Raw genomic sequence first — 26,514 nt, 5'->3', positions numbered from 1 at the left:
TGGGCTTTATAATTTACATTCAACAAGTTAACGGTTAAAACAGTAAGCGTGCCCAGCTTAATACGAAACCAAAGAATGTGAACCTAAATCACTTATTGATTTAGCGCCAGTTAATGTCATGGCTACTCTCATTTCTTTGTCATAAAGGTCTAATAAATGTTCGACGCCTTTTTGGCCATTTGCAGCTAGGGCATAAATATAAGAGCGCCCTAACATTGCTGAATCAGCACCTAAAGCCAACATTCTTACAACATCAAGTCCGTTTCGAATACCTGAGTCTACTAAGATTTTAATATCACCTTTCACAGCATCAGCTATTTTCGGTAATGCCCTTGCGGATGATAAAACGCCATCGAGTTGTCGGCCACCATGATTTGATACAACAATTCCGTCAGCGCCGAATCGAACTGCATCTTTAGCATCTTCTTCATCGAGGATACCTTTTATGATCATCGGGCCGTCCCAAAACTCTCTGATCCACTCTAGGTCTTTCCAGCTAATTGATGGATCAAAATTGTTTCCTAACCAGCCGATATAATCAACTAACGACGTTTTCTCATTACGATAAGCAGATATATTACCAAGATCATGAGGCTTTCCAAATAAACCAACATCTACAGCCCATCGAGGATGAGTCATAGCCTGTAGAATTCTTTTAGAAGCTGCAAAAGGTCCACTCATTCCAGAATGCATATCTCTGTATCGTGCACCAGGTACAGGCATATCAACTGTAAATACAAGTGTTTTTACTCCTGCAGCTTTCGCTCTTTCAAGCGCATTTTTCATGAAGCCCCTGTCTCTTAATACGTATAACTGGAACCACATTGCGCGATCAATATTCGGGGTTACTTCTTCAATTGGGCACACTGATACTGTGGACATAGTGAAAGGAATGCCCTTATTTTCAGCAGCTTTAGCAGCTTGCACTTCTCCTCGCCTTGCATACATGCCAGTTAAACCCACTGGCGCTAAAATTAAAGGTAAGTCCAATTTTTCGCCAAATAACTCCGTACTTAAATCTAAGTCAGACATATCCTTTAATACACGCTGTCTCAAGGCAATATCAGACAAGTCTTGTACATTTCTTTTTAAAGTATGTTCTTTATAAGAACCACCATCAATGTAATGAAAAAGGAATGGCGGTAACTTTGCTTTAGCGGCTTTGCGATAATCTGTAGAAGCTGAAATAATCATTTTGTTTCCAATAAAACATGTAATCAGATGGACTTATTTCAATTTACTTGAGTTATCATTAGTTGTATATCAGCAATAATAAAAAACACTGTTTCTTAAATAGATGTAATAATATTGACACTAACCAACTAACCTATAGCCAACAGCAGGCTCTGTTAAAATATGGGTGGGGTTTGCAGGATTTACTTCAAGTTTTTGCCTAAGTTGCGCTATATGTACGCGCACATATTCTGGTCGGTTAATATATTGTTCGCCCCAAACTTGGCTTAAAATAGCATTATGGGTTAATACTTTGTCTTTGTTTTGAAACATCAGAAGGAGAATTTTGTACTCTTTCTTAGTGAGTTTTACATCATTGTTATTAAGCAAAACAATGTGCTTGTGAGGGTCGATATTTATGTTACCACACTGTAAAACCATACTCGGTTGTGTATTTGCTCTCAATAATACTCGCATTCTAGCCAGCAATTCATTTGAACTAAATGGTTTAGTAATATAATCGTTAGCACCGTTATCAAGAGCTGTTACTTTTTCTACTTCGCCATCGCGTGCCGATAAAACGAGTATCGGTATTTGACTCCATTGCCGCACTTCAAGTAACCAAGCTTGGCCATCCATATCAAGTAGTCCTAGGTCAAGTAACACTAAGTCAAAACTTTGCTCACTCATGAGTGAAAAGCCATCTAATCCTCTTGCACTAATCGACACTTTATAACCACTAGCACCTAATAGTGTTTTTAAAAAGCTTTGTAGTGGTGGTGAATCTTCGAGCACCAATATATTAGTCATGACTTTCTCTCCAACTAAGTATCGCTGCTGCTGTTCGCGTTTGCTCATCTATTTCAAATACAAATTCACCTTGGTGAAACTTTGCTACCACATCACAAATTACACTGCCAAGCCCAACACCTTCATCAGCACTACTTTGCTTATTAATCACTGTATTCTTAACCGTTATTTTGTAATGTTTAGCACCTTCGATATCTTTCGCATCAAAATGCACTATAGCAATGCCATTGCCATAACGTGCAGCATTTTCAAAGATATTAGCAAGCGCAATTTCCAATAAAGTTATATCACCTAAGCAGCTCTGCGTTTTATCTAAGTGTAATTCTAAATTGAAATCACCTAGCAGCTGTTGTCTGCGCCCCTTTGCTTCTGTAACAAGCGTATGAACATTAATTGTTTGCCAAACTAGTTGTTCACCTATCTTATTGACACGGCTAAGCTCCATAACTTTATTAAAGTGCTGATTTAATATTTCACTTTGCTCATAAATATTATTTGCTTGTTCAGCAATTAATGCTTCACTGAGTTCAATGTTTTCGTCAGCTAACATGCTTGATGCACCCATAATTGTCGCCAACGGGGTGCGCAAATCATGAGATAAACTTCTTAGTAATGCGTTTTTAGCACGCTCTAATTCTGCTTGTACTGCCATTGAAGCTGATTGACTTCTGAGTGTTGAATTTTCATGAAACTGGAACAATAGAGAAAGTGCTGTATTTATAAATGCACGTTCTTCAGAGCTAAGCTTTACATAAGTATGAAAGCCACCCCACTGTATATTGTGCTTAATGTTAAAATATTCCCCACTAGCTGCTTTATGCCTTTGCCAATTGAGCCTGATACCTAGGTGGCTTTCAATTGCATTTATAAATACTTTGCGCTGCGCATTGATATCATCAAGGCCATTAAGTACTTTCGCTAACTCGTATAAGCAACGAGTGTTATTAGCGTGCAATTTCGTATCTCGGATATTTTTACTCAGTTCTCCGGCTAATTTACTGATCATTAGCCCAACAAGAAGCATGACGATAAAAGTCACTAAGTACTCAATTTTTTCGATATGAAAAGTAAAATACGGTAATACAAAAAACCAGTCTGTACACGCCACACTTATCAAGGTAGTAATCGCAGCTAATGTCGCATTTTGCCGTACAGCAACCCATGCAATCCAAAGTAGCTGCAACATGACAATATCAGTAGTCGTTAGCCACTCGCGTACAGGAAAAATAGCTAAAACAATACAAATAGGGGCAACTGTTGTTAATAACAACGGTTTTAACCACTTCTTAATACTCATTGTGCAACCCCGTGAAGTTTCCTTTCTATAGGTTACTGGCTTTTTATGGTTTGTGTATAAAGTTTTTATAAAGATTCTTATAAAGAGTATTAAATCTTTATAAAGCTTAATACCCAAAGGGTGATTCTTTTTCAAAAAGACATACTCTTTGCTGTGTCACACATTTTTAATAGGAATTCACATGGCACAGTTTGCAGTGATCGGGCTAGGTAGTTTTGGTGTTACCGCTTCACTAGAACTAGTAAATCAAGGGCATCATGTTTATGCTGCCGATATAAATGAAAGTACTATTAACGCATTTGCTAATCAGTTAAATTACACAGTCATTTTAGATGCCAGCGACGAAGCTCAACTAGCTCGACTAGACTTAGCTAGTTGCCAAGCCGTTTTAGTAGCGATAGGCGAAAACATAGAAGCGAGCATTCTATGCGTGTTGCATTTAAAAAATCTTGGTGTCAAACAAATATGGGTTAAAGCATGCACCAAAAGTCATCATCAAATTTTAAGTAAGCTTGGTGTATCTCGTATAATTCACCCAGAAGAAGAAATGGGTGTACGAGTGGCGCATGCACTTAACTATCCCATGGTTAATCAATATTTCGCACTCACCCAATCGACTTTTATTGTAGAGCTTTCTATTGATTTACATTTATCAGGCCGAACTATTGGTTGGCTATTAAAAGAAAGACACTCAGATATCAAATCTCTTACCCTGCGCCGAGACGATACCTTCAACACAGATTTAACACTCGATACCGAACTGCGCCATGGCGATAGCCTTGTGTTATTAGGTTCAAAACATTACCTCACTAAATTAACAAAGCGGTTCAAAGCCTTATGATCAAATGGCAAGCAAACGTACTACCAAAACAATTTATCCGTACTGTAGGAAAATCAAAACATCCTATTAATCCACCTTTAATTTTAACTGCGGGTTTTCTTGCGCTTATTCTCTTAGGTACGGCTCTATTACTACTGCCATTTTCAAGTGTTGACTCACTTAGCTTTATGCAGGCTTTTTTTACGGCAACCTCGGCTGTAACCGTTACTGGCTTAGTGGTAGTGGATACATCCTCAGCATTAACCACGTTTGGACAATGTGTTGTGATGGTGCTTATTCAAATTGGCGGTATTGGTTTTATGACTGTTGCTGTTATTTCGTTTTTAAGTATTGGTAAAAACTTAGGTTTAAAACAACGTTTATTAGCAAGTCAGGCATTCGACACTAGCGACTTGAATGGCATTATACATATAGCTAAGTGTGTAATTACTTATTCACTAATTATAGAAAGTATCGCATTTATTTTACTCTTTATTAGTTGGGTCGATAATTATGGGATTGCTGGTGGAGCATATCGAAGCCTTTTTTATACTATTTCGGCATTTAATAATGCGGGGTTTGCACTTGATAGCAATAGTTTAATGGCGTTCAAAAATGATATAACCATCAATTTGCTTATTAGTGCACTATTTATAATTGGTGGCTTAGGCTTTACTGTTCTCATTGATTTACATCAACAGCGCTACTGGCATAAATTGGCAACCAATACACGTATTGTACTCATTGCCAGTGCTATTATTAACGTTAGTGCATTTTTACTAATATTTTTATTTGAATACTCTAACCCAGCAACAATTGCTAACCTTCCTCTATCTGAACAATTAACTGCAGCATGGTTTCAGGCGGTTACTCCTCGAACAGCAGGCTTTAACACCTTAGCTATTAGCCACTTAACAAATGACTCAACATTACTTACATTGTTATTGATGGTAATTGGAGGTGGCTCTGTCAGCACCGCCAGCGGAATTAAAATAGGTACTTTTGTTATTTTACTGCTCGCTATGCATAACTATTTACGTCAAAAGCCAGAAGTAACCGTTTTTAATAGACAGTTGAACGATAAACTCGTTATTAAAGCACTGAGCGTAGTCATTTTGTACTTATTTACAGCTTTCGTAGCCATTTTGATAATCAGCAAAATTGAACAAACGTCACTTTTAAATATAACATTTGAAGTGATTTCTGCTTTAAGCACCGTTGGACTTTCCCGTGATTTTACAGGAAGTTTGACTACTCCTAGCCAATTAATCATTATTTTACTCATGCTCATTGGAAGAGTTGGACCACTCACATTTGCGTATTGCTTTGCAAAACCAAAGTTACAACCCCTTAAATTTGCAACAACAACTATCCAAATAGGGTGATTTTTACCCGATGATGATTTGTTGAATATATTTAGTCTACCCAGAAAAACACTGAGTAAAGTTGAGTAAATATGACTAAATGTGAGTAAAGATATGTAAATTAAATTGCGATTAGAGCTGAAGGGTTTATTTTCAATAACAAAGACAACCGTTAGAGGTCAGTATGACAGTTCAAGCTACTATTGCGATAAATCGTTTTGGTTTGGGAGCAAAACCCTCTGAGCTCATAGTCGCTAATAAAGACCCTAAGCAATGGCTTATTAGTCAATTGCAACTTAAACCTGCAATCCACTTTAACTCGAATGTAGCCAATTCAAATGAAATCATGCAGAAGTTGGCTGAACTACGTGAACAAAAGAAATCTGATAAAAATAATCTCAAAAGTAATAAACCATCTGAGAAACCGCAGACTAAAGCACCTAAAGTTAGTTACCAACGACAAACTTACCTCAAGCTTAGTATAGATACGCTTGAACATGCTATTAACTCAGACCATAGTTTAAATTGGCGACTGTTAGACTTTTTCTCTAATCATTTTAGTGTGAGTAGTGCCGGCCCTGTGATGACCGCATTGGCGCCAACGCTAGAGCGCGAAGCCATTGCTCCTAACTTATTGGGCCGATTTGATGATTTGCTTATTGGTGTTATACAACACCCTGCCATGTTAATTTATTTGAATAACGAGAAATCATTTGGTCCTAATTCAAAAGTTGCTAAAAAGAATGGCCGAGGTTTAAACGAAAACTTAGCCCGTGAAATTTTAGAGCTGCATACATTAGGTGTCGGCAGTGGCTACAGCCAAAAAGATGTAATTGAATTAGCAAAAGGAATTACTGGTTGGAGCGTAGCTAATCCACTTAAAGATAAAGAGCAGGGCTTTAAGTATCGTCGTTCAGGACATGAACTTGGAGTACGTACTCTATTAAATAAGACATATTCACAAAAAGATAGTGAGCAAGGCAAAAGTATGCTCCGCGATTTAGCTATACATCCAGCAACAGCTAAGCATATTAGCTATAAGCTAGCCCATCACTTCATTAGTGATGCTCCTCCAGCAAGCCTAGTAAATAAAATGACTGATAGTTGGTTGACTACAAATGGTGATCTCAAGGAAGTCATGACCACAATGATTAACGCAGATGAATCATGGCACGCAGAGAAGCTAAAATTTAAAACCCCTCGCGAATTTGTAATTTCATCGCTTAGAGCGTTGGATTTAAAAACCAATAATCGACAACTATATTCATCGCTGGTAACTCTTGGTCAGCAACCATTTAAAGCAGGATCTCCAGCTGGTTACAGTGATAAACAAGATGACTGGAATGGCGCTAGTGCTTTAATTTCAAGGGTTAACTGGGCATCCACAATTGCAGCTAGAGCCAAAAAAGTACAGATTGAAGCCATCATAAAAAATAGTTTTTCAGAGTCTATTAGTCAATTAAGCTATCAAACCATCTCTAGAGCAGAAAGCCGTAAGCAAGCGCTGACATTGTTTTTAATGAGCCCAGAGTTTTTAAGGAGATAATGATGCAACGTCGAGATTTTATCAAAGCGTTAGGCGCAAGTTTAGTGGTGTTTCAAACCCCTTCATTCGCAATGAGTTTAGAAACGAAGCAGCCAACTAGTGCGCAACCAGCAAAATTTGTGTGGGTGATATTGCGTGGAGCTATGGACTCACTGGGTACTGTAGTTCCTGCATTTGACGCAAATCTATTAAAGCAACGGCCAAAACTCGCAAAGAGTATCAAAGAACAGCTATTACCACTGGATAATGGTTTTGGTTTTCACCCTGCACTAGCGAACCTGCATCAGTGGTATAAAGATAAGCAGCTTTTACCAGTTATTGCTGTTTCATCTGGCTATGAAGAACGCTCTCATTTTGATGGTCAAGATTATTTGGAAAGTGGCTTAGCTAATATTGATCATGACTCAGGCTGGCTAGCAAGGGCTATATCTCAAAAGAATGTTAATGCCATTGCCCTTGCACGCTCAACCCCTATTAGCTTACGTAATACACCAAAAGCAAATACCTGGTACCCCAGTAGATTGAAAGATGCTGACAGTGATGTGTATCAGGCATTATCAACTATGTATGCTGATGATAAATTGTTACTAGATCGTCTAAACCAAGGCCTCACATTACAAGGACTCACGCAACAAGAATCAAACAAAAGCACCGGTAAATTTGTAGATTTAAATAAAGCATGTGCCAAGTTAATGATTGACCCAAAAAGCAACGTTGACTGCGCCATGCTAGAACTTGGTGGGTGGGACACACATAGCAACCAAAACAACCGCTTAGCAAGGCAACTAGAAGAACTAGATAACGGCTTGCACGCTCTTAAACAAGGGCTTGGAAGACAATGGCAAAACACGGTTGTGATAGTAGCCACGGAGTTTGGCCGCACAGTTAAAGAAAATGGTACCTTAGGCACAGATCATGGGACAGCTAGTGCTATGTTTATCGCTGGTGGAAAAGTCAAAGGTGGACAAATTGCTGGCCAATGGCCCGGTCTTGCTGATGAACAGCTTTTTAAAAACCGGGATTTAATGCCAACTTCAAATACGTTTTCGTGGATTGCTCGTACCCTCAATGAGCACTGGAAGTTAACACCTCAACAGCTAGCACATGTATTCCCCTCAGTCCCCATTGCAAGTGCCTCAGTAATCCAATCTTAAGCCAACGTTTCTCTATACCTTATAAGACCGTCAGTCTACTGACGGTCTCTAGATATATTGAAAAAATATTTAAATCACTCGCTGATTAGCTGTAGTTATCCAAGTATTTATTCCATTGCTCAAAACGAGTGTTCAGTATCGATTGATGCAATTAAGCTCTTCAAAAGTTAGGCGCAGCCTTTTAGCCATAGATAGCTCAATTTGACGCAACCATACTCGCGGATCGTAGTATTTTTTGTTTGGTGAGTCAGGATCACTCGGGGACCCTATTTGGGACTGCAAATAATCAATATTATCTTGATAGTATTTATGCACACCTTGCCAACAAGCCCACTGAGTATCGGTATCTATGTTCATCTTTATAACACCGTAACTAATAGCTTCTTTGATTTCTGCAGCTGAAGACCCTGAGCCACCATGAAAAACAAAGTTTAAGCTATTATGTGCCAGCTCATATTTATCTTGAACATATGCCTGTGAGTTTTTGAGAATAAGTGGAGTTAGCTTTACATTTCCTGGTTTATATACCCCATGTACATTACCAAATGAGGCGGCAATCGTGAATGCATCACTGACCTCAGACAAATGTTCATAGGCATAAGCAACATCTTCTGGTTGTGTATAAAGTAGCGAGCTATCTATACCAGAGTTATCTACGCCGTCTTCTTCACCGCCAGTACAACCTAACTCTATTTCAATACCCATGTCTAACTTAATCATGCGAGCTAGATATTCTTTACACGTTGCCGTATTTTCTTCCAGGCTTTCTTCTGATAAGTCGAGCATATGCGAACTAAATAACGGCTTTCCTGTAGCGTTATAATACGACTCGCCTTCATCTAATAGGCCATCAATCCATGGAAGAAGCTTTTTAGCAGCGTGATCAGTGTGTAAAATAACAGGAATTCCATAAAACTTAGCCACACCATGTACATAATGTGCAGCAGCAATTGCCCCTGCAATAGATGGTTCATGTCCTGATAATCCAACTCCTTTTCCAACAAAAAAAGCCGAACCACTATATGACAGTTGAATAATAATAGGAGAGTTGCATTCTTTTGCTGATTCAAGTGCTGCATTAATTGAGTTAGTGCTAACAACATTGACCGCAGGATAAGCAAAGTTATTCTCTCTCGCATAATCGAATAACACTTTCATCTGGCTTGCGTTAACAACTCCAGGTGGTACTAGGTCACGTAAATCAGTCATTAAAACTCCTATTAGTTAACTATGAAATTAATTTTAAGTATTAAAAAAGCTACACAGAGCATGTTAAATTAGTCTGGGTAGCTTAGTTTTTTAAATGGCTTACATCTTATTTAGATGTAGCCAATTCTTGCTCGAGGCCATCTGGTGACGGCTCTTCTTGAGTTACTTTACTTTTTTGTAAGTAAGCAAATGTGGCTGTCACAAAGTAAATCAGTGTAGGCACAAGTAACCATGATCTCACCAGCTCAATATCTTGATTAACGTAAGAAAATATACCAAGACCTGCACATACTAGTAACGCTAAATATGACACCATACAAGCGGCGCGAGTCATCATTGGTAAAGTTTCCCTGTGCTGTGATCCCTTATCACTTTCAAACTTTTTCAAGTAAGCTGCTTCTATCGACTTACGTTCAGCCTCTGCACTTTCTGCAGCAGCTTGCTCTGAATATGATTTTTTTGCCCCCATTAAATAAGCTAATCCGCTATACAACAACGTCGCAAAAATCCAGATCGGGATTAAGATGAAGAATAGGTGTAAAGTACCTGATGCCTCAAGAAAGTAACTAACCACAAGAGAGCTTAACCACGTGATAATAGCTGCATAATTAGTAGTATTACCTTTGTATTTTGACCAATAACGAGTGAAGCCAATACGTGGGAAAAGCCAATGTTCAGCAACAATCACAGCACCAACTGGCGCCATCATTAGTCCCATTATGCCGACAAATCCTAGCAATTGAGAAAACACAAACGGGAAACAAGCAATAATTGTCGTAACGATACCCACAACAACTGTTACCTTTGTACGCCCCCATTTATGGTTTAGTGAACTAAATGCTAGGCCTGCACGGTAAATAGTTGGGTTAGACGTTGTCCAACCAGCAATAATTACAGCGATAATCCCGCAAGTTCCTAGTGCTTGATAAGCAACTGAACCTGGGTCTAAAGCCACAATAGTCGTATTAAGTAAAATAGCTGCACCTGCGCCCATAATACCGGCACAAATCCACGCTAAATAGTGACCAATAAACATACCCAGAGCCGAGAAGTAACCATAACGAGAATAACGAGCAAAGCGTAATAGAGTCATATCACCCATACCGCCATGCATTGCTAAGTTAGCAACCCAAGCAAAAGCGGCTACATGCCAAAAGCCTATTCCACTGCCTGTATCAACCCAGATTGACTGACTAGCAATATTTAAAAAATCGGTGAAACTACTAATTGAATTAACACCATTGGTAGCTGAAACAATTGTTGGTAATAACACTAAGGCACCGACAATAAACATTAGAATCATCCAAGGTGCACATATTTCTGCAAATGCCGCTAATTTTTCAAACCCTTTCACCGCCATAAAAACAACCACGGCGCCTACACCAAGAGCTACAAGCACAAACCTTAAATCTGTTGGATACCAATCTACTTGAGGAGGGATATCAAAAAGAACACGAACAGCTGATGCTGATACTGTTATCATTGCGCCAGCTAACACGCAAAATAATATACCGTTTATTACACTGTAAAGTTTTATAGTGCCTGGCCCAGCAATTTTCTCAAGGTAGGCGTAGAGAGTTAATCGAGTATCTGTGGCTATTGGTGCTGTGATCAAACCCCAAGTTAAAACCGCTAATAAGTTACCTAGTAATAAGCCTAATAATATATCACTGGCCCCTACTCCCCATGATACAAACAAAGCACCTATTACAAACTCAGTACCCGCCACATGCTCACCGGCATAGCTGCCAGCAAACGTGTTTGCTGATTGTAATTTATTGGGAGAAACGGGTTGCGTTTCAAATTCTTCTGCTGTCGACATGTTGCCTCCAATGCGTCAATTTTTGTTCTTTTTATGACAAATTAATCGACGTTCTTTATTTTTGTGTGTGTTTTCAAGCTAAAAAACATGCAAAGGCGGTTCAATACCTCTGCATGTTTATTTTTACGATTAAAAGTATCGTTTTTATACGATACCTGAACCGTTTCCGCCGCTTGATGGACGCTTAACAGCTACTGCTGAACGATAGTTAGCTTTTCGATAAGTCGCAATAGGGTCAATTGCACCACCTTTACGTAAACGAGCCATCGCTAAGATAGGGCTAACATCAGTATTAAATGCATTTTTGAGTGTGTTACTTGCCATCAATGCATCATTGCTTTGTTGGTATTCTGATAACTTTTCACGGTCAACCAATAACGCCGATACAAAAGAGCGCTGAACACTTGCTGCAGAGTTCATTAAGCTTTCAATCGGATCAGTCACATTATGTGATTGGTCTAGCATGTAGTTAGGGTTAAAACCTTCTTGGTTACGGTATTGCGCATCAACTAGCTCATTAAAAATCAAGAACTGCTGATAAGGGTGCAAACTACCGCTATCAAGATCATCATCACCATATTTACTATCATTGAAGTGGAAACCACCCAATTTTTTAAATTGAATTAAGCGAGACACAATCATTTCAATATTTACGTTTGGCGCGTGGTGACCTAAATCAACTAAAGACTTAGCTTGAGGACCAAGTTCCATAGCAGCAAGGATATTACTACCCCAATCTTGAATTATGGTTGAGTAAAATGCAGGCTCAAACATTTTGTGTTCGATATGTAATTCCCAATCGCTCGGAAGGCCTGCATAAATTGTTTTCATACTTTCTAAATAACGCTCAAAAGCACTTTGGAAGTGTTGTTGACCTGGGTGGTTAGAACCATCGCCAACCCAAACAGTTAATGTTTTAGAGCCGAGTGCTTTACCCCACTCAATACAATCAAGGTTATGTGCAATCGCTAGATCACGAGAAGCTGCGCTAGTATTGCTCAGGCTACCATATTTGAAGCTATGCTCTTGTCCTGGTTGATCTTGGAACGTATTTGAGTTGATTGAATCCCAGCTTAAATTTAAATCATCTGAAAATTGCTTTAGCTCTGTAAAATCATCAACTTTATCCCAAGGGAAGTGAGGTGAAACACGCTCTGTACACTGAGATAAATCGTTAATAACTGCACTGTCTTCTAATTTTTCAAAGATATTACGCGGCTCGCCTTCACCAGGGAAACGAGCAAAACGTGTTCCGCCCGTACCAGTACCCCACGATGGAACTGCAATTTGGAAAGCTTGAGCTTTCTCTGTAATTTCTTCGATATTAATATCATTACGCGCAAGTTTATTACCTAACGCTTGGTAATCTTCATTTAAGTCGCTCAATAACTTTGCATTTTCATCATCAATTAGAGCTTTTTCAATACGTTGTGTCATATTCATTAATCCTATTTATTATTATCTTAGCGTAAGAAAGCTTCGTGAAGACCACCATCAACACTAATAATCTGACCAGTAGTTTTACTTAACTGACCTGAAACCATCAAGTAAGCAGCTTCAGCTTGATCTTCTGGAGTAATAGGTTGTTTAGTTAGTGTTCGCTGGGCATAGAAATTAGCAAGCTTATCGCGAAGTTCATCATCTGAATCTTGCTCAGTAAATTCAACATTATATTTAGTTAAAGATGCCTTCACACGGTCACGTGGGAACATGGTGCTACCTTTAACAACAGTTGCAGGAGCTAAACCATTTACATTAACTAGCGGAGATAGCTCAACTGCTAACTCACGAACAAGGTGATTAGCCGCAGCTTTTGATGTGTCATAAGCAAGTGAGCCTTTCTTAGACACTGCAGCATTTACACTCGTAGTAAGAACTAATGAACCTTTAAAGCCTTGTGCTTTCCAGATCTCATTCGCTTCAGTACCTACGATATAACCTCCTTTAACATTAACAGCAAAGCTAACATCAAATTGTTGGTCATTAGTCATACCAGCTTGACCAGGTGCTAAGAACACCCCTGCTGTTACTATTACTTTATCAATGCCGCCATATGCCAAAGTGACATTTTTGAACATGTTCTTTACGCTTTCGCGATCAGTAATATCAACACCTTGAGCAATAGCAGGACCACAGCTTGAGATCCCAGTACCAGCCACACCAATACCTTGGCCATAGATAGCAGTTAATTCATCAGCAGTTTGTTGCGCAGCTTCAACGCGTAAGTCAGCACATACAACATGAGCACCTTCTTTAGCTACTCTAAATGCTGTTTCTTTACCAATTCCATCACCAGCACCAATCACAACCACTACGTCACGCGCTAATGGTGCTTCTTTTGGCATACGTTGCAATTTAGCTTCTTCAAGTAACCAGTACTCGATATCGAATGCTTCTTGTTGAGGTAAAGCTGCATACTCATCAATTGCTTCAGCGCCACGCATAACTTCAATTGCACAGTTATAGAATTCAGCTGTTACTCTTGATTCAGATTTATTTTTACCCCATGCAACCATACCAACACCTGGGATTAAACATACAGATGGAGACGAGGCTCTTTGAGCTGGTGAGTTGTGACGCTTACATTGCTCGTAATAATCACTATAATCTGACTTGTATTGTTCAACACCTGCTGACAATAATGTTTTCAGTTGCTCAACGCTATCTGTTTCAGGGTTCCAGTCAACATAAAGAGGTTTAATCTTAGTTCTTAAAAAGTGATCAGGGCAAGATGTGCCTAAGTCAGCCAGACGTGGTGCATCTGCACTATTTACAAAACGTAAAACAGTATCATCAGACTGGACTGTACCAATCATCTTCTTCTCACCTGAAACTAAACCACGTAAATAAGGTAATACTTCACCTAATACTTCTTCACGCTTAGCATCATCTAATTTAGCGTACTTTTGACCACCAAAAGTCATTTCACCTTTGTCATGTTCTTCTATATATCGAGCCGCTTTTTCGATGATATCAAGGCTCAAGTCATAACACTCTTTGTTATCATTAGCCCAGTTAATAACACCATGGCCTGCTAAGATAGCACCTTTCGCATTAGGGTAATCTTTACAAATAGTTTGTAGTTTCAAACCAAGATCAAACCCCGGACGCTGCCATTCAGTCCAAACCAACTCATCGCCAAAGATTTTCTTGGTTAACTCTTTACTATTCTTACTAGCCGCCACTGCAATTACTGAATTTGGGTGCATGTGATCGACATGATTATATGGAATAAATGCGTGTAAAGGCGTATCAATTGAAGTCGCACGAGGGTTTAAGTTAAATGTAGCATGACGATACATATCAACCATGTCATCTTCAATTTGTGTCTTAACACCAACCTCATCTGCGCTATGATAAATATCTTGAAGCGAAATTAATTTGCTCATGTATAAAGAAGAAAAATTCTCAGGCTTTGATGTTCTTAAATCACCACCAGAACCTTTAACCCATAATACTTCAACGCTTTCACCAGTAAGAGGATCAACTTCCATTGCTTTCGCAGAAGTGTTACCACCACCAGTATTAGTAATTCTTTGATCAGCGCCTAGAATATTTGAGCGATAAATGAGGCTTTCTACTGGGGATAAATTATCGACTGCAGCATCGTCCCAGCTATAATTTACATGTTTATATTCATTACTTTTGCTTGGCATCTTTTGTTTAACTCCAGCTGTTAATTATTTTTTAATAACTTTTAAATACATTGCATGTAATACTACATCCACAACCAACATAGTCAAGCATTTTAAATCATTTTCAATCATCAAATTATCACTTAATGTCATCAATTACTTATATATCACTAATAAATAAAGACTAAGTAGATAAAAACATGAGGGTTAACTATCAATCACTTCCTTCGTGATTGAAAATGACTCAACCGCACCGTACCTAAAACATCATTTTATATTCTGCAGTGAATCGAATATTTAAAGTTTAATGTAATACACACACGGACAACTCTATACAGAGCCCATAGTAAAAATTAACAAGCAGCTGTATAAATAATTAAAGGAACGCCCCCTCCCCTGCCTACACATATTCCCATAAGTTCACCTATCTAAAAAAAAGCAGCTCAAACTAAAACTGTATTTTACTCTTCCGCTAGTAAAGGCTGCTTAAAGTAACTATTGCTTTCCACAATGTGGAAAATAGGTTTTTATTTATTTCAAAATTAAGTAAAGGATGGATATTCCACAATGTGGAATTTAACAAACCAACTCATGATTTATGTTTTCTACTAGCTAGGTTTACGAAAGCAAACGCTGGCTTGCGACTTGAAGTGTTAACGAGCCTTAAAGGTATAACTAGTGAAAAGAAAACAGGAGGTTTCTAGAGTACTATTTTGCTCAAGTAAAAACATAAGAGCTGAAAGTTTGTGACTTAACTTTAGTAAAAAGCGAAACACTTTTTCGTGATCAATACCTCTAATCTTATAAATACATGAAGGTTACCAACCCCTACACTACCTGCAAGCCTCATATAACAGTAGTAAAGCGATCAGATAAAATGTTGAACAAAATTTAAATTCCACATTGTGGAAAGATAAGATTACTTTTAAATTGGTTGCAAATGAACAGTGCTATTCCACATTGTGGAATTTCAAATAACAGATGTATAAACAGGCGAATATAACCATTAGCCAACATTGATAACCTCACATTTATTCTTTGCTGAAATTCGGGTCAGTCCATGAATCGGACATTCAAGCATAACTTGTTTGTGCCCCTATATGAGTTATCGCAAATACTTTATAGGTCGGCTTTGAACGAAAAGCAGAAGGTCGATCAAAATCATTTTTGGACAAAAATGAGTTACGGACTGAGGACGGCTTGTTGCCCATACTATGAAAAACTATTTTGAATAAATTGTCTTGAGTGTGTTCTTAGTTAGAAACCATCCTACAATGCCAGTACTTTATTTTATTCAAGATATCAGCATAGGCATTTTCTCAGGTGAAAGTTTATAGCTTGGTCTCGGCCTTATGGAATTTGAACTAATACATTTTCGCTATCAGCATCTAAGATTGACTTCGGATTTTGAACATATCCAAGCTCGTCTTTAACATAGGTAGTTACTGATTTAGCCAAATAATCACTCAAAGATCTATCTGTTACGTATTTTTTTGATAAAACAGCATCAGGTTTTTCACCTTTCATAGCTTGAGATAAGTGATATGTCCAAATCCCTTGCTTTAAGTTGTCACATGAATACGAGCTTTGTCCTGGTTGACACGAAAAATATGATGCCAAGTAGTTACTATCACTTAATATGATCTTTATTTCATCAACATCAATATTAGACAGTGTATTCCTGCTATTGGCACATACAAATGACTGTGCACAAGCATCAATAAAAATCATCGCAGAATTGCACTCCGACTTAGACAGTGGATCTAATAAAACATCGCGAAGTGAAATTGCAGTTTTATCGACATTCATTGGATGCATATCGTAAGTAGATAAGTAATTAGTTACACCATTATGAAAGCCGTGACCAACATAATAAAAAATAAGGCGATCTTTTGAGGATAATCCATAGAAAAGGCCTTGTAGGTCATACTGCAAGCTGTTTTGCAATGCTTCTTCATTAAGAATTAAATGAATATTTTCTTCTTCTACATCTAATTCATTAATTAAAACTTGCTTAAATAAGCGAGCATCATTCTCTGCATATTTTACCGGAGGAACCTGATTTTGTTCTTTTGGAGCGTAATTTTCAATACCAATGATCAGTGCTACTGTTTTTTCAAAACTTGGCTTTGATAGAGTTTTATCTGCTTGAGGAGGTATCTCATGTTTCAGTTTATTTTCGCTTCCTTCTCTTACATATATTTCATCACCTAGGAATATTGTATCTTTGGACTTTTCGGTCTTGATAACAAAAAGACGTTTAGCATTACTATCTATCCAATCACAAATAACCTCAGGTTTCGATGATAGAAATGAAATTGCTTCAGTCATGATTTCTCCTATTCGGTAATCAGAACTTAAACCAACAGTTTCATTCTTATTTGAAGTAACCTCATTGATTCCAAATACTAAAGTACCGCCTTCTGTATTTGCGAATGATGCTATGACTTTAGCAACTTGAAAAGGAGCTAACGGAACAGCATTAAATTCATGCTGTAAAGATTTTGGTTTGTCACATAACTCGGTTACTTCAGTGCTTGAAATAGCTAATCTTGTTACAGGAATTTTATTTATTTCTGTTAACTTAAGAAATTGTCCCAAAGTGATCTTTTGAGGCGTATTTTTACCATCTTCACACCATAACTCAGCATCTACATACTCCAGCACATCAAACTCAGCAGTATAATAAAGCAGAACTTCATCATTATCTGAAGGTCTAGCGACTATTGTGACATCCTTTCCATTCTTTGTAATACCTCCGATAATACTTTTGGCTATCTCATAGTGATTGGTGCAATCATACTCGGGTAAAGAACTTAAGTAGTGGATAATGTTCTTTACTGCCCTTGTTATTAATCCTTGTACATACCTTAGTCGTTTATAATCTGAAGAAGGGATGTGAAAAAAATCAGGCGAAATTCCTTTTTTCTCTACTTCTTCTTCGAGATCCTCAAATGAGCGAATAGTTTTACTGGCCAATGATTTTTGAATAGTTTCATCTGATACCGACATTTTCTCATTAGTAAATAATTCATGCTCAGGTATTTCAATGCACAATTCCTTAAAGTGCTCATTTATTTCGCTGTTTTCGGACCTAAGAAGAAAGTCTAGTTTCTTATCGTGACCGAGAAACTCAAAATAATTACATAACTTATCAGAAAGTTCTATTAATACTCGATTCGCATTCCACGGCTTTGTCACATAAAGTTTGTTCTCATCAAAATGTACATTAACATTTCTTATGAAGTTGATATCACCATACTTAATTTGCAATGAATCTGCTTCAATAGCTTCTAATTGCAACAATTTATCATCTAACTTTGCGATATTTTCTTTAGTTGGATCATCACTACATTCATTAATAATCCAAACCTTAAAGTATGGAATTATGTTTGATAGCTTAGTTATTAAGTCGTTAGATTTTTGAGGAGTTGTTTCAATGAGCTCAAAATCACTTTGTTTTAATACCTTGATATTGAGTGCATTTAAAAATGATTTTAAATTTGGATTATTTTTGTTTTCTGCGTTCAATTCTAAAAAATCATACTCATCATGAAATACATTACTATTTCCATCTAAGAAATACTTTAGAGAATTGCAATTTACGGGGATGCCATTAGAATTTTGCAACTGGGAGCTCTTAGCCCACTCTTCAACTTGTTTTAATTCTTGCTCATCCCAATTAGCACATTGACTCAATAACTCTTTGTAAACAGACTGTACTCTTTTTATATTGCTCTTTTTTATAACACCTTTTTCAGTGACATCGGTCGATATTTTTTTGAGAACTTCCAAATAATCAGTAATTTCTAAAGAAGTTTTAAAATCAAAGAATGAGAGCCAATTTGGTGTTAATTGAACACCATCAAATATGGGTAGGTAATTACCTGCAATTTTCGTCATTTCTTCTGTATTAAGAAGCACTTTATCTGATGATTCACATTCTTTGGTAATAACAGGAATACACTTAAGGTTTTTAATAAACCATGAGATATAGCCAGCAACTTCGTCACCACTTGTTCTACCAGGCCTACCAGAGTTCCCCCAGAATGTTATTGGAAATGAAATTAGATCAGTAGTAGAGCAATTTTCAATAATATCTCTCCAAAACTGTACAGAGAATTGGTAATTATCAATTGAGTCGTTAATATACTGAAGAGTAGATATTTTACTATAAACATCAGCTGTAAACGTTTTTTGCCAGGGTCTGAATTTTTTATCACTCCCATCAAAATAACCATTTAAATAACCTTGTGTCACCAACTCTGTTCGGCTTGTTTTATCTTCAATTGTTATACAAGTAATTCCATCTTGAACGCCAAGAAACTTAAAAAACCTCTTCCATTCATCTGTATCTTCTTTTGTAGTTAAGTACTTTTCACTAACAAATATATCTTTATTGAGAATTCCTTCTATTTCTAGGCGTGGTGAATATATATTTGATAAGAAACATTCATTTGCTTTTAGCAGACTACCTTGAGCGGTTAATAATTTTAGGCAAGATAAATTTGATAGAACACTTGGTGTTAATTCCCCTTTTTTGTATAAGCTAAAGAGGTCTTGCATTGTTTTAATTGCATTTTCTTCTGTAATATAACTTTCTGCATTAGGGATTATTGTTTTAGTAATAAAACTGATATCTGTCTTTTCAACCACCCCAAGATCCCCGAGCCACGACCTGATATCAATTTCAGTTGAGAGCCAATCTTGCAGCCTTTGGTTAATAAAAGATAATTCACTATCTTTTACATCCCAGTTCGTGTCCTCACTTGTTGGAAAATAAATGTTATATGGTGCGTTTAAAGCCTCTTTATGATCCCAAATAAAAGCTAACTTACTAAGTTGTACCTTAGTAAGGCTTTCAAAAGTTTCTTTTTCAGAAAGATATTTAAGGTGCTTTATTAACTCAATGTTATTTTCTATTGAATGATCATCTATAAAGCCTTTTGATTTAACGAATTCAGGTAAAAATTTCCATTCAAAAGCACTCGCTCCTAATGCTTTAAACTCCTTACCAAATCCAGTGTTTTCGACAAAGACTTTAGTACTTTCTTTCCCTTTTGATTCAGGACCGTCAATGAATGATTTTATCGCTTTCTCACCGATAAATGACTTTCTCGATAGGAAGGTAAAATCGACTATTGAGTCTTTAATTTTAACTAATGAATTCGGTTTCTCTCGCACAAAAGCAACAGTTTCGATAGCTTCATGCCTACCTATATTGAATTGTGCTCCCAATTCATCATTGTGTATTCTATCTGGAATTAACTTATAAGCTTGATACTGATATTCTGTTTCAACCAAGTGTGCAATCCATTTGAATATTTCAACCGAAATACACTTAAACAGCCATTGATTCCACTTTGCGTCTGTATGAAGCTGTTCTCGGTTTGCGTTGGTAAGAAAACTAGTATTAACTAAAACAGGTAGTGAGTACTTAGTTTCTTCTGTAGGTAAATAGGAATATATTCGTCTTTCATTCGGAGACAACTTTATTATTCCATCAGCACCTGTTTTTGCAGCAAGAGTTAACTCAATAGTATCTGCATTTAATAGCTTGTCGGGTATATTCCTTTCATCTTGAAGAGCGACTTTTAGACTGCTAGGTACGTTCAAGGTTATAGAGCTAGACAACCACTTGGTTTGACCGCGTTGACCATCTTTTAAAACTATACAGTTACTTTCTGAGCGATCTATTTCTATATGATTTCTATTATCTATGTCAAAATTAATTGATGAAATACTTTTCAGAAACAGGTACATATTGACATCTTCTGACAACTCTTTAAGAGCCAAAAGAGTATCGGCTTTGTCATTTAATTCAATAATTGTCGCTACATTAGCTTTTATTGTATTTAGGTATAGATCTATAGGCTTTAAAATCCCTTCTCTTGCTTTGGTGTATATAGGAGTTATCTGCCAAGGATTAACAAACTCCCTATCACTTTTTGCTTCCCACTCATCTTTTGTACCATCCCATATCCAATCAAATGGATAGGATGCATCAAACCTAAAATATTCATTATCTGTAAAAATCGTAACTTTATCAGATTGTCCAAAAACTGATTTAAACCCTATACCTTTATAGCCCGTTTTGCTTGAATCTTCTTTTTTAGTTCCATTATTAACGTTACAAATCCCTCTTATATCGCGAGGACTAAACTCTCGACCTGAGTGAGCAACAACTAGAGAGTCTCCGAATATCCTAATCCAAACTTTTACAGTATTTCCTGGCTCTGCTGAATCATCTGCATTTTGTAAAAGCTCGTAGATAAAGCGTTTTGAATCCGTATATAAATCTGTTGATAAAGATACTAAAGAGCTTGCTTGGTTTGTCGCTTGATCTGGTGTTGCATAATTAGTATTTTCGTTGAATAAACCATCAATTATTTCTTTCATCTTCATCCGTAAATCTCTTTTAATGCTCAATTTTTGGCTCAGGACCTTCATTTGTCAGATATTGCTAATGCTTCTAGCTCATTACCCATTTATCAGCAAATGGACTTTTTTGAAACGACTATCTTCAACAGCATATTAGTTTACACATATCAAAACCAAAAAGATAATTGACACCCATCCTAAATTTTGCACTTCCAATTAGAATCTAGGAGCTCTATCTGGTGCAAATTTAGAATGGGTGTCACTGTAATTTCTGGTAAGGATATTCTTACCAGTCCTCTTTTAACGGGACATTCCTTGTCATCATCAAAGCTCCGTCATTAGATTTGTTACACTGATCTAGATGAACTGCAAATGAGAGGTACATGATAGAGTTTCTAACAAGTTTTATCAGTGTGAATAGGCGAGACTCAAACTCAGCATCAGTAATGAGCAAGGAATAACTAGAACGCTTGTGTTTTTCATTAAGCATATTTCTAACACGTTCCAGCTTGTTTTCTAGGTGCTCTTTTTGTTTTTCCAGTTTAGCTTTTAATACGGTGTCATCCACACTCTTAGCCTTAGCGATCTCGATATAAAGCTCTTCTAGTTTATATTGGAGTAGTTCAACTTCATGTTTAAGCTCTTCTACTAGAGGTTTATGAAATTCAATATCACTCTGTGTGAGGGTATGACCAAACTCATCAACGATCTTTAGAGAACGATGCTCCATTGCATTTCTTACCTCTGAAAAAGATTTAGCGTCAGGATCTAACCACCTTGATGCTGTATCGTAATTCACATCTTTTTGGTTAGAGTCTCTAATGTCTTTTAGAATATAGAACAGTGCGTGTAAAAAGCAGTTTTGACTATCAATAAGCTTCTTGTGTGGTTTCAGTTTACCTTTTTTCAATTCACCAAAAACATTATGAAAATATATTTTTGCATCAACTTCATTTAGATTAAAAAATGAATTTAGCAAATAAGCAATTTTATCAAAAATTGAATATAAGATTCTGAAAGCACTTTTATAATGATTCACTTTTAAATTGGTTATTGTATGAGCTGAGTCATCAATGTGTGGATATGTTTTATTGAAAAAATGCTCTTGATAATTAGGTATGTCTTTAGCGGAAAAAATTAAATAACGAGCATAGCAATAGTCATTTTTTATTTCATCAAAGTTGCCGTGGTATATTAGCTCTTCATGCATAGCCAATGACTGATTAATCATTTGCGCAAAGCTAGGCATTGTGAGTATGTCTTGATAAACAATTTCGTTTGTACACACATCATTTAAATCATTAAGAAATAAGCGATTATCACCACACCATTTTAAATAATCACGTTGTTTACGTGTTTCAGTTTCTTCTTTGAAAGTTTTATAGCCATCAAAATCAGATAACTTAAAATTCGATTCAAACCAAGCTTTAAAACCCAAGAACTTACCATCTTCTGCGTAAGCAATTTTTTGTTCATCATGTAGTAAATCAATATTCTTTAAACCCAAACAGATGAGCTGATAAGCTTGAAAATAGTGATAGTAGACATGTGACTCATCATAGAGGTGTTGAGCAATAAAAAGCTCGTTTTCGGCTTTACAGGTTAGTGCAACGGGGTTGTTATCAAGTTCAATTGCAGTGTCCCAATGAGGAATACAGCACAGGCCACGCCCCTGAGAGCTAAGCCAGTTAGCTAGATTAGTCTCGATACGGCTGCGTAGATTTAGATGGTTAATATCTGGGTAAGGATTAGATTTTATGATATGAAGGGCTTTCCGATAGTTAATTATAGCTTTGGTTAAATCATCAGAGTACCAATCAGTATTATGATATTTATGAGCTGTTGAATAACAGTTAGCTAATGTGTAGAAATATCTTACTTCAATAAACCCGTCATCGAATACAAAATGAGGCTTATCGATAGCTAAAACAAAGTCGATAAGTTCATCTCGACTATTTGAAAGAATCAACTCATCTGCTCTATATTCAAACATACTGATAGCTGCATTATCAATTATAACGCTTTCTTCCATGACTTCCCCTAGACGGAATAAATAAACATCTAATTACATGCTACAGACATTAGCTCAAATTAAGCAGGTTGTTAACTTTAAGACTAAAAATCTAACTCATTTTGGGGCAGAAACGAGTTACGTTTGATTGACCGTTTATGGCACAGAGCCGCCCGTCGACACTAACTCATAATTGCCCATAAACGAATTTGCTAGGCTGCTGATTTTTCGCTCGCGACCTTCGGCTCTATCTAAAACTCTAGAGCTCTAAAATCTACACTTCACAATCTTAGTTCTTATATAAATGCATCTGGATTTACAATTCACACTAGGGAAAGCCTAAATTGAGTTAGTTAGAGTAGGGCGCTTAAATTAACCTACATTAATTCCTCTTATAGTTAACCGCTTTAATAATTAAATACCTGACTATATTAATACTCATCACTAATTACAAAACCCAGGTTATTAACGAGGCCCTTTGTTCCACATTGTGGAATTCAGTTAGCTTAATCTAAAATTTGTAACAATTAGCGCTATGCAGAAACTAACAACCATTAGCTGAATAACACTCTATGGGTAAAATTTAAAAATAGGGGAGGGGGCCTAAACTATCGAGCTATAAATAAGCTTTCCACATTGTGGAATCACTTAACTGGTTTTAGCTTCAACTGCCTCTGTACAAAAAATATTTGCAGCGTGACAATGTATGTAAACCTAAATATGCCTAATAATTACTTCCCCATGCTTCAAGATAACAGTATTCTGGTGTGCTACACCAGAATACTGTTATCTTAGAAAATCTGCTAATTCATTCAACACATTACAACTATAAATTTAAAGTGAGTGCATCGATTAACCTCATCAAACACCATAATTATGTATTTTTACTTTTCAGATACCTCAAATCTGGTGTTTAACACCAGTTTTGAGTTATTTACGATTAAAAATACCAGAATGCTGTTATCAAGTACCAGAAAAGAGTAGCTAAAGGTGAGCAATACAGTCTATCCAGCTTAAAAACACCAGTTCTAAGTTATTTGAGTAAGCAGTAAACCAGAATTGTGTTATTTATAGCTTTCCAAACTATACATACTTGCATTCAAATGACATAAAACTGGTTTAAATACCAGAATAAGGTTATCTGAGAAGGGTAAACACCATAATCGTGTTATTAAAAGCACATTAAGCTCAATAGAACTTAAGATTTCACACCAGATTTATGTAATCTAAAACAACCTAAAAGCCAGAATAGTGTCATTTAAGGCTGGTTTTCATTATAAGCTAGTCAGAAATAGGGAAATAAACCAAGTAAAATGATGAAAAACACCATAAATATGTAATTACAACTATATAAACAACACTATTCTGGTCTGGAACACCATAAATCTGTCATCGCTAATATATTTAATTCGATAAACATTACCTTCTATTAGCTTAAAAAGGTTATAGGAGGGCTTTATAGGTGCGTTTAATTTACATAAAACTGGCATAGAACACCACTTTAATGTAAACATAAAAACCAGAATGCCGTTGCTCACAATAATTACATTTCACAATAAAAACAATATACTACAGTAAAAATAGAGCTTTAAAACTATCTAACTCAATAAAATTGCTTATTAGAATCATGTTCTCAACCGAGTATAATGACATATTTATGGTGTAAATAAGGTTTCATTACATATTTATGGTGTGGATCACCACTTTTATGTGTTCACAACATAAAAAACACCATAAAAGTGTATTCATAAGCTTTGTGCTTACATATTTCTGGTGAAAAAAACCAGTATTGTGTACACTCAATAATTATGAATACAGATTTGTGGTGATAGCCGGATGACCAAACAGTTAAGTAATAAGCCAATTTCACGAAATAACCTGCCAAAACATATCAAACAGGGCCATAAACTCGTGTTTAGTCGTAAAGATCTATCTCAACGTGAAGCTGACTTGTTTGCGTTAATGATGGCTCAAATGAAAAGCGGCGACTGGGCAAATACAACACCACAATATACATTTACTGCAAGTCAGTTATCTGAATGGCTCAATATCGATTCAAAGCATGTTGGTTCGATTCTATCACCAGCTGCTGAACGCCTTTCTAGCTATAAGATAGGTATTAAAGTCGAAAACGAAGGTGGCGACGAAGACTTTGATTACAAACCCTTATTTAAACGTATTAGGTATAAAAAAGGGCTACTGACAATGGTACCAAACGATATGCTGGAAAGTGAGTATATCGAATATCGACAAGGCTTTGCATTGATAACAACAAAAACATACCTGGATATTAAACAAGAGTATGCAAAGCGCCTGTATGAGATTCTAAGCCGCTTTAAGAAAGATGGCTACGAGATGCATTTCATTAAAATTGAAGAGCTTAAGGGACTGTTTGGGCTACTCGATGAGAAAGGTAAATTAAAGAAAAACAAAGCTTCATTCGCTAATAACGGCGTATTTATGAAACGTTGTATTAGAGATAGTATTGAAAAACTGAGTAATCACCCTATAGCCAGAAAAGAGTTTTTATTTTTAAATAGTGAAAACAACGAAGTAGGGTATGAGTTAAGGACTCAGGGTAAAAAAATATCAGAAATTAAGTTTTTAGTTCGCTGGGTAGACAAGGGAACTATAGAAGAGCTTAATACACATGATGCATTAAAAATAGTTAAAGAGCTTATTTCTAAACAAGTGACCAGCAAACAAAAGCTTTCACCAGCTGAGTTAACGCAATTAATGTTGGCGTATAGGTATTTAGGCCAAGATGAAGAAGCTGATAGAGTTGAGAAAGCACTGCAAGCATTTCAAAAATCAGAACCTGAATTTGAGGAATATGAAGAAGAGAAGGGTGTTAAAGACGAGTTAGCATCAATAATGCAATTAACAAAAGATATAGAGTATTAAATTACACCATAAAGGTGTTATCTTAATACCAATTTGCTGATCAATAACACCAACATTATGATCAACTTGACCAGTAAAATGATCTAAAACACTAGTTTTGTGATCAACAACGCCATAAATGTGATCTAAAAAGGCGTTTAAGTTATTTTAAATCAATACGTTATAAACCCTATAGATCTAATACTATTTATAGTTCTTTATATTAATAATAGAATTTATAGAGTGTGTGGATATGTTAGTAACTACATCCACTCAGGTTTAACCACGTATAAATACTTCATTCGATATAGCTAGCATCTTACTTTGCTAATACTGACATAGGCCAAAAAACAAAAAGACTATACTAATTAATTCTCCGACCGTTACTTAACGGATAGATTAAAGTGTC

14 protein-coding genes are annotated in these 26,514 nt (G+C 36.5%); 5 read left to right on the top strand and 9 right to left on the bottom strand.

Annotated features, from left to right (window positions below):
- Positions 1-57: 57 nt before the first annotated feature.
- From lldD to AAEU30_RS16375, 3 genes are all read right to left on the bottom strand, one after another.
- A complete protein-coding gene (gene lldD / locus AAEU30_RS16385) occupies positions 58-1,194 on the bottom strand; it encodes an FMN-dependent L-lactate dehydrogenase LldD (RefSeq protein WP_421961422.1) in 1,137 nt (378 codons plus the stop codon).
- 120 nt (positions 1,195-1,314) lie between these two features.
- Positions 1,315-1,983, bottom strand: a complete 669-nt coding sequence (locus AAEU30_RS16380) for a response regulator (protein ID WP_421961421.1) — start codon at positions 1,981-1,983, stop codon at positions 1,315-1,317.
- The gene (locus AAEU30_RS16375) at positions 1,976-3,280 is read right to left on the bottom strand and encodes a DUF4118 domain-containing protein (protein WP_421961420.1); all 1,305 of its coding nucleotides are present in this window, start codon (positions 3,278-3,280) and stop codon (positions 1,976-1,978) included. Before AAEU30_RS16375 ends, AAEU30_RS16380 begins: the two co-directional genes overlap by 8 nt.
- A 181-nt stretch (positions 3,281-3,461) precedes the next feature.
- On the opposite strand from AAEU30_RS16375, the gene AAEU30_RS16370 reads away from it, so the two are divergent.
- From AAEU30_RS16370 to AAEU30_RS16355, 4 genes are all read left to right on the top strand, one after another.
- Entirely contained in the window at positions 3,462-4,121 is a 660-nt protein-coding gene (locus AAEU30_RS16370; RefSeq protein ID WP_421961419.1) for a potassium channel family protein, read from the top strand.
- Entirely contained in the window at positions 4,118-5,485 is a 1,368-nt protein-coding gene (locus AAEU30_RS16365; protein WP_421961418.1) for a TrkH family potassium uptake protein, read from the top strand. The genes AAEU30_RS16370 and AAEU30_RS16365 overlap by 4 nt, the downstream gene beginning before the upstream one ends.
- A 163-nt stretch (positions 5,486-5,648) precedes the next feature.
- A complete protein-coding gene (locus AAEU30_RS16360) occupies positions 5,649-7,010 on the top strand; it encodes a DUF1800 domain-containing protein (protein WP_421961417.1) in 1,362 nt (453 codons plus the stop codon).
- Complete coding sequence (locus AAEU30_RS16355; RefSeq protein ID WP_421961416.1) at positions 7,010-8,164, top strand: DUF1501 domain-containing protein; 1,155 nt, start codon at positions 7,010-7,012, stop codon at positions 8,162-8,164. Before AAEU30_RS16360 ends, AAEU30_RS16355 begins: the two co-directional genes overlap by 1 nt.
- A 132-nt stretch (positions 8,165-8,296) precedes the next feature.
- Here the strand turns inward: AAEU30_RS16355 and fbaA are convergent, their stop codons facing one another.
- The 6 genes from fbaA to AAEU30_RS16325 all read right to left on the bottom strand — a co-directional run bounded on the left by fbaA (position 8,297) and on the right by AAEU30_RS16325 (position 23,243).
- Positions 8,297-9,373 carry a class II fructose-bisphosphate aldolase gene (fbaA, locus tag AAEU30_RS16350; RefSeq protein WP_421961415.1) on the bottom strand — a complete coding sequence of 359 codons (1,077 nt, stop codon included), beginning with the start codon at positions 9,371-9,373 and terminating at the stop codon, positions 8,297-8,299.
- Positions 9,374-9,479: 106 nt separating this feature from the next.
- Positions 9,480-11,195 (bottom strand): purine-cytosine permease family protein, encoded by a 1,716-nt coding sequence (locus AAEU30_RS16345; RefSeq protein WP_421961414.1) that lies wholly within the window; start codon positions 11,193-11,195, stop codon positions 9,480-9,482.
- A 144-nt stretch (positions 11,196-11,339) separates the two neighbouring features.
- Complete coding sequence (gene rhaI, locus AAEU30_RS16340) at positions 11,340-12,632, bottom strand: L-rhamnose catabolism isomerase (RefSeq protein ID WP_421961413.1); 1,293 nt, start codon at positions 12,630-12,632, stop codon at positions 11,340-11,342.
- Positions 12,633-12,658: 26 nt separating this feature from the next.
- Positions 12,659-14,851, bottom strand: coding sequence for a bifunctional rhamnulose-1-phosphate aldolase/short-chain dehydrogenase (locus tag AAEU30_RS16335; RefSeq protein ID WP_421961412.1), 2,193 nt, complete (start codon positions 14,849-14,851; stop codon positions 12,659-12,661).
- A 1,329-nt stretch (positions 14,852-16,180) separates the two neighbouring features.
- Positions 16,181-21,235 carry a sacsin N-terminal ATP-binding-like domain-containing protein gene (locus AAEU30_RS16330; protein WP_421961411.1) on the bottom strand — a complete coding sequence of 1,685 codons (5,055 nt, stop codon included), beginning with the start codon at positions 21,233-21,235 and terminating at the stop codon, positions 16,181-16,183.
- A 262-nt stretch (positions 21,236-21,497) separates the two neighbouring features.
- Positions 21,498-23,243 (bottom strand): LA2681 family HEPN domain-containing protein, encoded by a 1,746-nt coding sequence (locus AAEU30_RS16325; RefSeq protein ID WP_421961410.1) that lies wholly within the window; start codon positions 23,241-23,243, stop codon positions 21,498-21,500.
- 1,815 nt (positions 23,244-25,058) lie between these two features.
- Here AAEU30_RS16325 and AAEU30_RS16320 point away from each other — a divergent pair.
- Entirely contained in the window at positions 25,059-26,126 is a 1,068-nt protein-coding gene (locus AAEU30_RS16320) for a replication initiation protein (RefSeq protein ID WP_087532951.1), read from the top strand.
- The last annotated feature ends 388 nt before the right edge of the window (positions 26,127-26,514 follow it).

Origin of the sequence: Pseudoalteromonas mucoides (assembly GCF_049257175.1) — a bacterium.
Classification (GTDB): Bacteria; Pseudomonadota; Gammaproteobacteria; order Enterobacterales; family Alteromonadaceae; genus Pseudoalteromonas.
This window is presented reverse-complemented; position numbering and strand designations above follow the sequence as displayed.

Bases quoted from the DNA above. Each gene is read 5' to 3' on its own strand.
- lldD (WP_421961422.1), bottom strand. From the start codon at position 1,194: ATGATTATTTCAGCTTCTACAGATTATCGCAAAGCCGCTAAAGCAAAG.
- AAEU30_RS16380 (WP_421961421.1), bottom strand. From the start codon at position 1,983: ATGACTAATATATTGGTGCTCGAAGATTCACCACCACTACAAAGCTTT.
- AAEU30_RS16375 (WP_421961420.1), bottom strand. From the start codon at position 3,280: ATGAGTATTAAGAAGTGGTTAAAACCGTTGTTATTAACAACAGTTGCC.
- AAEU30_RS16370 (WP_421961419.1), top strand. From the start codon at position 3,462: ATGGCACAGTTTGCAGTGATCGGGCTAGGTAGTTTTGGTGTTACCGCT.
- AAEU30_RS16365 (WP_421961418.1), top strand. From the start codon at position 4,118: ATGATCAAATGGCAAGCAAACGTACTACCAAAACAATTTATCCGTACT.
- AAEU30_RS16360 (WP_421961417.1), top strand. From the start codon at position 5,649: ATGACAGTTCAAGCTACTATTGCGATAAATCGTTTTGGTTTGGGAGCA.
- AAEU30_RS16355 (WP_421961416.1), top strand. From the start codon at position 7,010: ATGATGCAACGTCGAGATTTTATCAAAGCGTTAGGCGCAAGTTTAGTG.
- fbaA (WP_421961415.1), bottom strand. From the start codon at position 9,373: ATGACTGATTTACGTGACCTAGTACCACCTGGAGTTGTTAACGCAAGC.
- AAEU30_RS16345 (WP_421961414.1), bottom strand. From the start codon at position 11,195: ATGTCGACAGCAGAAGAATTTGAAACGCAACCCGTTTCTCCCAATAAA.
- rhaI (WP_421961413.1), bottom strand. From the start codon at position 12,632: ATGACACAACGTATTGAAAAAGCTCTAATTGATGATGAAAATGCAAAG.
- AAEU30_RS16335 (WP_421961412.1), bottom strand. From the start codon at position 14,851: ATGCCAAGCAAAAGTAATGAATATAAACATGTAAATTATAGCTGGGAC.
- AAEU30_RS16330 (WP_421961411.1), bottom strand. From the start codon at position 21,235: ATGAAGATGAAAGAAATAATTGATGGTTTATTCAACGAAAATACTAAT.
- AAEU30_RS16325 (WP_421961410.1), bottom strand. From the start codon at position 23,243: ATGGAAGAAAGCGTTATAATTGATAATGCAGCTATCAGTATGTTTGAA.
- AAEU30_RS16320 (WP_087532951.1), top strand. From the start codon at position 25,059: ATGACCAAACAGTTAAGTAATAAGCCAATTTCACGAAATAACCTGCCA.